This window comes from Pseudomonas sp. G.S.17 (genome assembly GCF_038096165.1).
GTDB lineage: Bacteria > Pseudomonadota > Gammaproteobacteria > Pseudomonadales > Pseudomonadaceae > Aquipseudomonas.
Genome location: NZ_CP151076.1, coordinates 2,722,918 through 2,734,866, shown reverse-complemented (window position 1 = coordinate 2,734,866; position 11,949 = coordinate 2,722,918). Strand labels below are relative to the sequence as shown.

Annotated in this window: 7 protein-coding genes; 1 reads left to right on the top strand and 6 read right to left on the bottom strand. The window is 60.1% G+C overall.

Going from position 1 to position 11,949, the window contains the following annotated elements; genetic code table 11:
* Positions 1–82 precede the first annotated feature (82 nt).
* The 6 genes from AABC73_RS12630 to AABC73_RS12605 form a co-directional block, all read right to left on the bottom strand.
* The gene (locus AABC73_RS12630; RefSeq protein WP_341523865.1) at positions 83–1,564 is read right to left on the bottom strand and encodes an efflux transporter outer membrane subunit; all 1,482 of its coding nucleotides are present in this window, start codon (positions 1,562–1,564) and stop codon (positions 83–85) included.
* Complete coding sequence (locus AABC73_RS12625) at positions 1,561–4,668, bottom strand: efflux RND transporter permease subunit (RefSeq protein ID WP_341523864.1); 3,108 nt, start codon at positions 4,666–4,668, stop codon at positions 1,561–1,563. Before AABC73_RS12625 ends, AABC73_RS12630 begins: the two co-directional genes overlap by 4 nt.
* 37 nt (positions 4,669–4,705) lie before the next feature.
* Positions 4,706–7,801: an MdtB/MuxB family multidrug efflux RND transporter permease subunit gene (locus AABC73_RS12620; RefSeq protein ID WP_341523863.1), complete on the bottom strand. Its 3,096-nt coding sequence runs from the start codon at positions 7,799–7,801 to the stop codon at positions 4,706–4,708.
* Complete coding sequence (locus AABC73_RS12615; protein WP_341523862.1) at positions 7,798–9,105, bottom strand: MdtA/MuxA family multidrug efflux RND transporter periplasmic adaptor subunit; 1,308 nt, start codon at positions 9,103–9,105, stop codon at positions 7,798–7,800. Before AABC73_RS12615 ends, AABC73_RS12620 begins: the two co-directional genes overlap by 4 nt.
* Positions 9,106–9,278: 173 nt before the next feature.
* Entirely contained in the window at positions 9,279–9,779 is a 501-nt protein-coding gene (tpx, locus tag AABC73_RS12610) for a thiol peroxidase (RefSeq protein ID WP_341523861.1), read from the bottom strand.
* A gap of 90 nt (positions 9,780–9,869) precedes the next feature.
* Positions 9,870–10,787 (bottom strand): LysR family transcriptional regulator, encoded by a 918-nt coding sequence (locus tag AABC73_RS12605; RefSeq protein WP_341523860.1) that lies wholly within the window; start codon positions 10,785–10,787, stop codon positions 9,870–9,872.
* 122 nt (positions 10,788–10,909) lie between these two features.
* Between AABC73_RS12605 and AABC73_RS12600 the strand changes: the two genes are divergently transcribed.
* Positions 10,910–11,905 (top strand): aldo/keto reductase, encoded by a 996-nt coding sequence (locus AABC73_RS12600; protein WP_341523859.1) that lies wholly within the window; start codon positions 10,910–10,912, stop codon positions 11,903–11,905.
* The last annotated feature ends 44 nt before the right edge of the window (positions 11,906–11,949 follow it).

The following is an 11,949-nucleotide window of genomic DNA, read 5'->3' as shown; positions in this document are numbered from 1 at the left end:
TCGCCCCTAAAATTCCGCAAAGCCCCGGAATACAAGGCCTCCAAGGGCCATCCTTCGGACCGGCTCTGACGCCAATGACCCGTCAGTCACGCAGTTTCAAACCGCGTTCGGACTCCCAGCCGCCACCCAGTGCCGCGATCAACTGCACGCTGGCAATCAGGCGACTTTGCAGCAAGGTCAGCACGCTGCGTTCGTTGCTAAGCGCGGTGGTCTGCACATTGACCACATCCAGATAACCGATCAGCCCGGCCTTGTACTGATTGCTGGTCAGGCGCAACGAATCACGGGCCGCCGCCAGGGCTTCGGCGCGCACGCCCGCCTCTTCCTCGTAGACCTTGAGCTGCACCAGGTAGTTTTCCACTTCCTGGAAGCCGTTCAGCACCGTTTGCCGATACTGCGCCACGGTCTGGTCGTAGACTGCCTCGGTGCGCTCAACTTCAGCCGAGCGTTGCCCGCCGTCGAACAGCGTCATGGCCAACTGCGGGCCAACGGACCAGAAGCGGTTCGGCAAACTGATCCAGTTGGCGAAGGTGCTGCTGCTGTAGCCGCCGCTCAGGCTCAGGGTCAGATCTGGGTAATAAGCCGCCTTGGCGATGCCGATATTGGCGTTGGCGGCCATGACCGAACGCTCGGCCGCCGCGATGTCCGGTCGCCGTTCAAGCAACTGTGAAGGCAAGCCGACAGGAATCGCTGGCAGCGCCGGAATCGAAGTGCTCGCGGCCAGATTGAAGTCCGCTGGGGCCTGGCCCATCAGCACGGCGATGGCGTTTTCGAACTGGGCGCGCTGCCACATCAGATCGATCAAATCGGCTTGTGTGCTTTTAAGCTGGGTTTGCGCCTGCGCTACCGCATCGCGTCCGGAAATGCCGGCGCGGTATTGGTTCTGGGTCAAGGTCAGGGAACGCTGATAAGCGTCGACCGTGGCTTCAAGCAGACGCTTCTGCTCATCGATGACGCGCAATTGCAGGTAATTCTGCACCAGCTCCGATTGCAGGCTCAGCTGCATGGCCGCCAGATCGCCAAGGCTCGCCTGGGCGCTGGCCGTGTCGGCTTCCAGCCCGCGACGCAGCTTGCCCCAGATGTCGGCTTCCCAACTGACGCCCAACTGCGCATTGTAGGTATCGCGAATGCCGCTGCTGGAACTGCTCAGGCTCGAACTGCTGCTGCCGGTGCCCTGGCTGGAGCGGTTTTTGCTGGTGGTCAGGTCGAGGGTCGGAAAGAACGCGCCTCGGGAGCTGCGGACCAACGCCTTGGCCTGACGGTATTGCGCTTCGTACTGGGCGACGGTCTGGTTGGAACTGTTGAGTTTTTCCACCAGCCCGTTGAGCTGCGCATCGCCATACAACTCCCACCAAGCGCCACGGGCCAGCGAATCACTCGGCGTGGCCTGACGCCAGCCCTGTGCCGCCTTGAACTGCGCCGGAGCCGCCATTTCGGGCTTGTGATAATCCGGGCCGACCGCGCAGGCACTCAGGAGCAGAACGCACAGCCCCAGGCCCAGACCACGCGCGGCATTGCGCGCGGGCCATTGTTTGACGGCTTTGATTTTCTGGCGTTCGGTCATAGCGGAGTTTCCAAAGCTGCATCGGTACGCACGCCGCGCCACTTGTTGAAGCGGTGGCGCAGACGGTCGAGATAGAGGTAAACCACCGGGGTGGTGTAAAGGGTCAGGATCTGGCTGACGACCAGCCCGCCAATAATCGTCAAGCCCAGCGGCCGGCGCATTTCCGCACCTTCAGCACTGCTCAGCAATAACGGCAGCGCACCGAGAATGGCCGCCAGCGTCGTCATCAGAATCGGCCGCAGCCGTTGCAGGCAGGCACTGCGGATCGACTCCAGCGGCGTCATCCCGCCGTGACGTTCCAGTTGCAGCGCCAGGTCGATCATCAGAATCGCATTCTTCTTCACCACACCGATCAGCAGAAATAACCCGAGCAGGGAAATCAGACTGAACTGCCCGCCCAGCACATAAATACTGAGCAACGCGCCGACACCTGCCGACGGCAGCGTGGAGAGAATCGTCAATGGGTGGATGTAGCTTTCATAGAGAATACCCAGCACCAGATAAACCGCGAGCAACGCGCCGAGAATCATCCACGGCTGGCTCTTCTGGGTCGCGGCGAACGCATCGGCGGTACCGGCCATTTTCGCGATCACATCAGACGGCAACCCAACTGCCGCCACTGCACGTTCGATTGCCACGGTGGCCTTATCGAGACTGACACCTTCGGCCAGGTCGAACGAAACACTGTCCGAAGCGAACTGCCCTTCATGGGACACCCGGTCGTTTTCGAGGCTGCGTTCATAGTAGGCAATGCTCGATAACGGCACGCGCTGGCCATCGGCGGTAATCACCTGGACCTGCTCCAGTGTGACCGGGTCCTGGGCGTATTTCGGATTGACCTCCATCACCACCTGATACTGGTTCAGGCTGTCGTAGATCGTCGACACCTGGCGCTGGCTGTAAGCGTTATTGAGCACCGCAGTGACCATGTTCATGTCGATGCCCAGCCGCTTGGCGGTGTCGCGATCGACCTGCAACGTGACCTGTTGCGCGCCACGCCCTTCCCGGGCGTCGATGGCCGTCAGTTCCGGCAAGGACTTGAGCGCGGCGACGACTTTCGGATACCACTCGCGCAAACTGCCGAGATCTCCGCTTTGCAGGATGTATTGATATTGCGAGGTAGTTTGCTCGCGGCCGCCACCCAGCTGTAAATCCTGGTCAGGCATCAGGAACACCCTGCCGCCCGGCACCTTGGGCATTTCCTTGCGCAGGCGCTCGACCACCTGTTCTGCGGATATCTTGCGTTCCTTGATGTTCTTCAGGCGCACGATCATGAAGGCGTTGTTGGTGCCGTTGTTGCCGCCGATGAAGCCGGCTACGGTATCCACTGCCGGGTCGGCCATCACCGCGCGACGAAATATCTCCATCTTGGGCTGCATGACGGAGAACGACAGACCATCGTCGCCCCGCACAAAACCGATCAGCTGCCCGGTATCCTGGGTCGGCAGGAAGGTCTTGGGCACCACCACATACAGCGCAATGTTCACCCCGATGGTGATCAGCAGGCTGAGCAGCGTCAGCCGCCGATGGCGCAATACCCAGCCCAGGCTACGGTCATAGCCGTCGACCATCCGGTCGTTGACGCGCCGGCTCCAGCGCTGCAAGGCGTTTTCTTCGCCCGGTACATGCGGCTTGAGCCAGCGGGCGCAAAGCATTGGCGTCAGGGTCAGGGAAACCACCAGCGAAACGATGATCGACACTGACAGCGTGATGGAGAACTCGCGGAACAGGCTTTCCACCAGCCCGCCCATGAACAGGATCGAGATGAAGACCGCGACCAGCGACACGTTCATCGACAGCAAGGTGAAGCCCACCTCTTTGGCGCCCAGATAAGCCGCCTGCATCGGCGCAACACCCTTGTCGATGTGCCGGGAAATGTTCTCCAGCACGACGATGGCGTCATCCACCACCAGACCCGTGGCGAGAATCAGCGCCATCAGCGACAGGTTATTCAGGGAAAAACCGCACAGGTACATGATCGCAAAGGTGCCAACCAGCGAAACCGGAACCGCCAGTGTCGGAATCAGCGATGCGCGGAAATTGCCGAGGAACAGGAACACCACCAGAATCACCAGCACCACGGCGATCAGCAGGGTCATTTCTGCTTCATGCAGCGTGGCCTTGATCACGGGCGAGCGGTCCAGGGCCACTTCAAGCTTGACGCTGGCGGGCATTACCGCTTCCAGCGCCGGCAGTTGCTCGCGGATCTGCGCCACCGTTTCGATGATATTCGCCCCGGCCTGGCGGTTGATCACCAGCAGCACCGCGGTCTTGTCGTTGAAATAACCAGCGTTGTAGCGGTCTTCCACGGCGTCGCTGACTTTGGCCACATCCTTGAGCCGCAACGCCGCACCATCCTGATAACGAATGATCAGCGGTTCGTAATCCTTGGCCTTTTCCAGCTGGTCATTGGCCTGGACTTGCCAGTGGCTCTCGGCGGTTTCCACCGAACCTTTGGGCCGCCGCACGTTGGCGCCGGTAATGGTCGAGCGCACTTCGTCGAGGGAAACGCCGTACTGGTTAAGCAGCTGCGGTTCAAGCTCGACGCGCACGGCGGGCAGCGAACTGCCGCCGATCTGCACCTCGCCGACGCCGGTGACCTGGGACAGGCTTTGCGACAGGATGGTCGACGCCAGGTCGTAGAGCTGGCCTTTTTTCAGCACATCGGAGGTCAGCGCCAGAACCATGATTGGCGCTTGGGACGGGTTGACCTTCTTGTAGGTCGGCATGCTGCGCATACCGCTGGGCAGCAGATTGCGCGACGCGTTGATTGCCGCCTGCACCTCGCGCGCCGCGCCGTTGATGTCGCGATCCAGATCGAATTGCAGGATCACCCGTGTCGAGCCCTGGCTCGAACGGCTGCTCATGGTATTGACCCCGGCGATGGTGCCCAGCGACCGCTCCAGTGGCGTGGCCACGCTGGACGCCATGATTTCCGGGCTGGCACCCGGCAAGCTGGCGGACACCACGATCACCGGGAAGTCCATGTTGGGCAGCGGCGCTACCGGCAGCAGGCCGAAGCTGACGCCGCCCAGCAACATGATCGCCAGACTCAGCAGTATGGTCGCCACCGGCCGGCGAATAAATGGGCCGGAAAGGTTCATGGGCGTAAGCTCCAGGCCTTCAACTTATCGCCAGGCTTCACACCGGCACCTCGACCTTCTCCGAACGACCGAAACGACGCCCCAATCGATCGAAGTAAAGGTAGATCACCGGCGTGGTGAACAGCGTCAGCACCTGGCTGAGCATCAAGCCGCCGACCATCACCAGACCCAGCGGCTGACGCAGTTCAGCGCCGGAACCCGTCGCCAGCATCAGCGGCACGGCGCCGAACAAGGCCGCCATGGTGGTCATCAGGATCGGCCGGAAGCGTAACAGCGCCGCTTCGTAGATCGCCGTTTCCGGATCCACGCCTCGGTTACGCTCGGCGTCGAGGGCGAAGTCGATCATCATGATCGCGTTTTTCTTGACGATCCCGATCAACAGAATGATGCCGATAATGGCGATCATGCCCAGATCATTACCGCTGATCAGTAACGCCAGCAGCGCGCCCACCGCTGCCGAAGGCAACGTGGAAAGAATGGTGATCGGATGGATGTAACTTTCGTACAGCACGCCCAGCACGATATACATCGTGACTACTGCGGCAAGGATCAGCAGCAACGTGCTGGACAACGAAGCCTGGAACGCCTGGGCGGCGCCCTGGAATTCAGTCTGCACGCCGGTCGGCATGCCGATGCCCTGCTGGGTTTGCTCGATGATCTCCACCGCAGCGCCCAATGCCACGCCGGGTGCCAGATTGAACGACATCATCACCGCCGGGAATTGCCCCAGGTGGGTAATAGCCAATTGCGCCTGACGCTGCTCGATACGCGCCAGACTCGACAGCTTGACCTGCACACCATCGGTGGTCTTGACGTGAATCTGTTCCAGCGCCTTCGGCCCCAGCTCACCCACCGAATCGGCCTGCAGCACCACCCGGTACTGGCTGGCCTGGGTATAAATCGTCGAGATCTGCCGCTGGCCGAACGCGTCGTACAACGCATCGGTGATATTGGCCACGGTCACGCCGACACGGCTGGCCGCATCGCGATCAATCAGCAGGTAAACCTGCAAACCCTTGTCCTGCAAGTCGCTGGCGACATCCGTCAGTTCGGTGCGTTTGCTCAGCGCGTCGACCAATTTGCCGCTCCACAGCGCAAGCATGTCAGCGTCCGGCGACGACATGCTGAACTGATACTGCGTCCGGCTGACGCGATCTTCGATAGTCAAATCCTGCACCGGCTGCATGAACAGACGAATCCCGGACAGCTTGTCCAGTTGCGGCTGCAAGCGCTGGATGATCTGCGTTGCGTCCAGATCCCGCTGGTTATGCGGCTTGAGGTTGATCAGGAAGCGCCCGCTGTTGAGCGTGGTGTTGTCGCCATCGACGCCGATATACGACGACAGACTGACCACGGCCGGGTCCTGAAGAATGATTTTTGCCAGGGATTGCTGACGCTCGCTCATGGCGGCGAACGAAACCGACTGCGGCGCTTCGGAAATACCCTGGATCACGCCGGTGTCCTGCACCGGGAAAAAGCCCTTGGGCACGATCATGTACAGGAACACCGTCAATGCCAGCGTTCCCACCGCGACCAGCAAGGTCAGCGGCTGGTGCTTGAGCACCCAGCGTAATTTGCGCCCGTAGGCCTCGATCAACCAGTCCAGCCAGGCACCGCTGGCCCGGTAGAAACGGCTTTGCTCTTCAGGTTTGGGCTCGCGCTTGAGCAAGCGCGCGCACATCATCGGCGTCAGGGTCAACGACACGACCAGAGAAATCAGGATCGCCACCGCCAGGGTGATGGCGAACTCGCGGAACAGCCGCCCGACCACATCCGCCATGAACAGCAGCGGAATCAGCACCGCAATCAACGAAATAGTCAGGGACACCAGGGTGAAGCCAATCTGCTTCGCGCCCTTGAGCGCCGCCTGCATGGGCGACTCGCCCTCCTCGATATGCCGGGAAATGTTCTCCAGCATGACAATCGCATCGTCGACCACAAAACCGGTGGCGATGGTCATGGCCATCAACGTCAGGTTGTTGACCGAGAAACCGGCCAGATACATCACGCCAAACGTGCCCACCAGTGACAGCGGCACGGCAATCGACGGAATGATCGTCGCGCTGAAACGGCGCAGGAACAGGAACGTCACCAACACCACCAGCACAATGGCGATCAACAGCTCATGCTGCACGTCGGTGACCGAAGCGCGAATGGTTTGCGTGCGGTCGGTCAGCACCACGACGTCCAGACCGGCTGGCAGGTTATCGGTGATGCTCGGCAACAAGGCCTTGATGCGATCCACCACTTCAATCACGTTGGCGCCCGGCTGGCGCTGGATATTGAGCAGCACCGCCTGGTTTTCATTGGCCCAGGCCGCAAGACGCTCGTTTTCCGCGCCGTCGACAATCTGCGCCACATCCTTCAAGCGCAACGGACCGCCGTCTTTGTACGCAAGGATCAGGTTGGCGTATTCCTCGGGCGACTTGAGCTGGTCGTTGGCGTCGAGCATCGACACCCGGGTCGGGCCATCGAAGTTACCTTTGGGCTGGTTGACGTTGGACGCGCCCACCAGCGTGCGCACGTCAGCCAGATTCAAGCCGGCTGCCGCCAGGGCATCCGGATTGACCTTGATGCGCACTGCCTGACGCTGACCGCCGGCAATGCTGACCATGCCAACCCCGCTGATCTGCGCGATCTTCTGCGCCATGCGCGTATCGACCAGATCGTTGAGCTTGGGCAACAGCATGGTTTTGGAAGTGATGGCCAACGTCAGCACTGGGGTATCGGCCGGGTTGACCTTGTTGTACACCGGCGGCGCGGGCAGATCGGTCGGCAGCAGATTGGTCGCGCCGTTGATCGCCGCCTGCACTTCCTGCTCGGCGACGTCCATGTTGATTTCAAGGCTGAAACGCAGGGTGATGACCGATGCGCCGCCAGAGCTGGTGGACGCCATCTGAGTCAGGCCCGGCATCTGCCCGAACTGACGTTCAAGCGGCGCAGTGACGGCGCTGGTCATCACTTGCGGACTCGCGCCGGGATACAGCGTCATAACGCGGATGGTCGGATAGTCCACCTGCGGCAAGGCCGAAACCGGCAGCAATTTGTAGGCAATCAAACCGGCCAGCACCAGAGCCAGCATACTGAGCGTGGTGGCTACCGGGCGCAGGATGAACAGCCGTGAGATGTTCATGCGTGGTCTTTTTCCGCCTTGTCGGCCGTAGCCGATTCGCCGGACTCCTTCGATGGCTTGCCTTGCAACTGCTGGCCTGGAGTGCTTGGCACGTCCTTGCTGTCATTGACGATTTCAACATCGCTGCCGTCGCGCAGGCGGTCAGTGCCTTCAAGCACGACCCGATCACCGGCGGCCAGGCCTTCACTGATTACAGTCGACTGCTCGTCGCTCGGGCCGGTCTTGAGGCCGCGCACCTTGACCTTCTTGTCACCGTCCATGACATAGACAAAGGTGCCATTGGTTCCGAACTGCACCGCTGCGGTCGGCACCAGCACGGCTTGCTTCAGGGTGTCGGCACGCAGGCGGACATTGACGAACTGATTGGGGAACAGCACTTCGTCCTGGTTCTCGAAACGTGCCTTGAATTTCAGGGTGCCGGTGGCGACATCAATCTGGTTGTCCAGACTGGCGAGCACGCCGTTGGCCTGCAGTTTCACATCGCCTCGGTCCCAGGCTTCCACCGGCAGCTTGTCGCCACTGCGATAACGCGTGATGACCGCCGACAGGTCCTTCTCCGGCAGAGTGAAGTTGACTGTGATCGGTTTGGTCTGGGTGATGATCACCAGCGCGGTGGTGTCATTGGCGGCCACAAGGTTGCCGACATCCAGTTGCTTGAGACCGGTGCGGCCGGCAATCGGCGCACGAATCCGGGTGAAGTCCAGATTGAGTTTGGCGTCGCCCACCGCTGCCTGATTGGTCTTGATCGTGCCCTGATACTGGTTCACCAGCGACTCGGCGGTGTCCAGCGTCTGCTTGGCGATACTGTCTTCGGCGTACAGCCCGCGATAGCGTTGCACATCAAGCTGGGCGTTTTTCAACAACGCCTGGTTGGTGGCCAGCGTACCCTCGGCCTGCTGCAAAGCGATCTGATAGCTGCGCGGATCAATCTCGGCCAGCAAATCGCCAACCTTGACCATCTGGCCTTCCTGGAAGTTGAGCTTGACCAGTTCCCCCGCGACCCGGCTGCGCACATTGATGGTGTTCATCGCCGTCACGGTGCCCAACGCTTTGTAGTAGATCGGGAAGTCCCCGAGTACCGCAGGCGCCACACGCACTGGAACAGGGCCGGTCGCGCCGCCAAAGCCAGGTCGCGCCGGGCCGCCCTTGGCCGCGCTGGCTGACCGGCTGGCGCCAGAACCTTTGCCAGCATCCTTATGGGCGGCAGAGGACGGCCAGAACCACCAGCACAGGCCGATGATAACCAACAGGACAAGCAGACTGATCAGCCAGCGGCGGGAACTACGGGAACCAGACAATTGCATGAATAATCAACCAATGCGGATGGGGCTTCTTCAGGAGTTGAACAATAAGCACAGACGGACGGTAAGCAAAGCGCCTTTACCGGCAATTTACGTTGGCGTTACTTCTGTTAAACATCTGAAGCATAAATAAAAACGGCCTGAGCAGGTTCAGGCCGTCGAAGTGTTGCCGGTTATTACTTCAATACGGAGAGCGCGGCGTCATAGTCAGGTTCCTGACCGATTTCCGGAACCAGTTCGCTGTGCAGCACTTTGTCGTTTTCATCAAGCACTACAACGGCGCGAGTGGTCAGGCCCTGCATCGGGCCATCGGCGATCTCGACACCATAATTCTTCATGAACCCGGTGCCACGCATGGTGGACAGGTTCTTGACGTTTTCCAGGCCTTCGGCGCCGCAGAACCGCGCCTGCGCGAATGGCAGATCAGCGGAGATGCACAACACCACGGCGTTGGTCAGGTCGTTGGCCTGGGCGTTGAATTTGCGCACAGACGTCGCGCAGGTCGGGGTATCGACACTTGGGAAGATGTTCAGCACTTTGCGCTTGCCGGCAAAGTCAGCCAGGGTCACGTCGGCCAGGTCACCGCCGACCAACGTGAATGCAGGGGCAGCGCTGCCAACTGCTGGCAGGTCACCGTTGATTTGGACAGGGTTGCCTCTACGAGTCACTTGAGCCATGAACTGAGTCCTTTTTCCAGGGTTTGGGAAGAGCCGGAAGTTAACCACGAAAGCGCCCGGCGACCTAGATCGGATGCGGCGGAATTTGCCTCAGCCATTGAGTTTTTCAAGCAGCTCCTTGCGCGCGCACAGCTCCACAAGCCAGTCGACAAACACCCTCACCCGGCGCGACATCTGCCGATGCGGCGGGTAAAGCGCGAGCAGCGCCATCGCTGGCGGCCGATAGCTCTTGAGCACTTCCAGCAAGGTCCCCCGACGTAACTGCTCGGCGATATGGTAATACGGCGTTTGCACCAGCCCGTAGCCCGCTTCGCACGCTGCCAGATAACCGTCGGCACTGTTGATCGACATTGCCTTGGGCAGACTGAAATCCTTCACCTGCCCATCGATCATGAACTCCAGGCCGTAACGCTTGTTGGAGCTGGCAGAGAAGTACTCGATGACCTTGTGGCGCGGCAAATCCGCCAGGGTGTGGGGCGTGCCGTATTGATCAAGATAGCGGCGGCTGGCGCAGGTCACCTGAACCATGCGGGTCAACGGCCGCGCCACCAGCGAATCATCCTGTGGCGGCCCGGCACGCAGCACGCAATCGACGCCTTCGCGAATCAAATCCACCGGGCGGTCACTCATGCCGATTTCCAGATCGATCATGGGATAACGCGCACTGAATTCCGGCAAAGCGGGGATCAAAATCATCCGCCCGAACCCCACTGGAATATCGATGCGCAATACACCCTTGGGGGCGATATTCGCTGAAGAAAATTCGGCTTCGACCTCATCCAGATCAGCCAGCAGACTGACACAGCGCTGATAGTAAGCCTGACCGTCCAGTGTCGGGCTGACTTGCCGGGTCGTACGCTGCAACAACTGCACGCCCAGATGCGCTTCCAGCTGTTTGATCAGGATGGTTACCGAGGCTCTTGGCATGTGCAGGCTGTCGGCGGCCTTGGCAAAGCCGCCAAGCTCGACAATGCGGGTAAACACGCGCATGGCATTGAGTCGATCCATTGTGAAAACCCTCGGCGCTGAATTATTTAGATTTTCTAAACAGTGAAAGCACTTTTAGCGGGTTTATCCAGATTTTGTCGAGGAGTAAAACTGTCGCCACTTTCAATGACAGGAGTTCATCAATGCAAACCCGTCAATTGGGCCGCAATGGTCCACGCGTTTCCGCCATCGGTCTTGGCTGCATGGGCATGACCGATTTTTACACCACCGGCAGTGACCGCAAGGAATCGATTGCAACCCTGCATCGTGCCTTGGAGCTTGGCGTCACGTTGCTCGATACCGCCGACATGTACGGTCCCCACACCAATGAAGAACTGCTCGGTGAAGCCTTGCAAGGCAAGCGCGACCAAGTGTTCCTGGCCAGCAAGTTCGGTTTTGTCCGCGACGCCAATGACCCTGCTGCACGCGGCCTGAATGGCAGCCCCGAATACATTCGCAGCGCCATCGACGGCACTTTGAAGCGACTTAAGATCGAAACCCTCGACCTTTACTATCAGCATCGGATCGACCCGCAAGTCCCGGTTGAAGAATCGGTGGGTGCCATGGCCGAGCTGGTCAAGGCTGGCAAAGTCCGTTATCTGGGCTTGAGCGAGGCGTCTGCAGAAACGCTGGAACGCGCGCACAAGGTCCATCCAATTACCGCGCTGCAAACCGAGTATTCGTTGTGGAGCCGCGATCCCGAGGAAAACGGCAGCCTCGAAGCCTGTCGCCGTCTGGGCATTGCCTTTGTACCTTACAGCCCGCTGGGTCGAGGCTTCCTGACCGGCACCTTGAAAAGCCCGGACGACTTTGCAGCGGATGACTACCGTCGCAGCGCACCGCGCTTTCAGGGTGAGAACTTCGCCAGGAATCTGCTACTAGTGGAAAAAGTACAGAAACTCGCCGCTGACAAGGGCGTGACTGCCGGGCAACTGGCGTTGGCCTGGGTTTTGGCGCAAGGCGACGACATCGTGCCGATTCCAGGAACCAAGCAGCGCAAATACCTGGAAGAGAACGTCGCGGCACTGAACATCACGCTCAGCGCCGGGGAATTGAAAGCGTTAAGGAATTTGTTTCCGGTTGAAGCGATTGCCGGGCAGCGTTACAGCGAGGCGTCGTTAAAGCTGGTGAATGGCTAAGGGATGGCAAAACCTCCGTAGGAGATTTCCTGTCGTCCAGACGC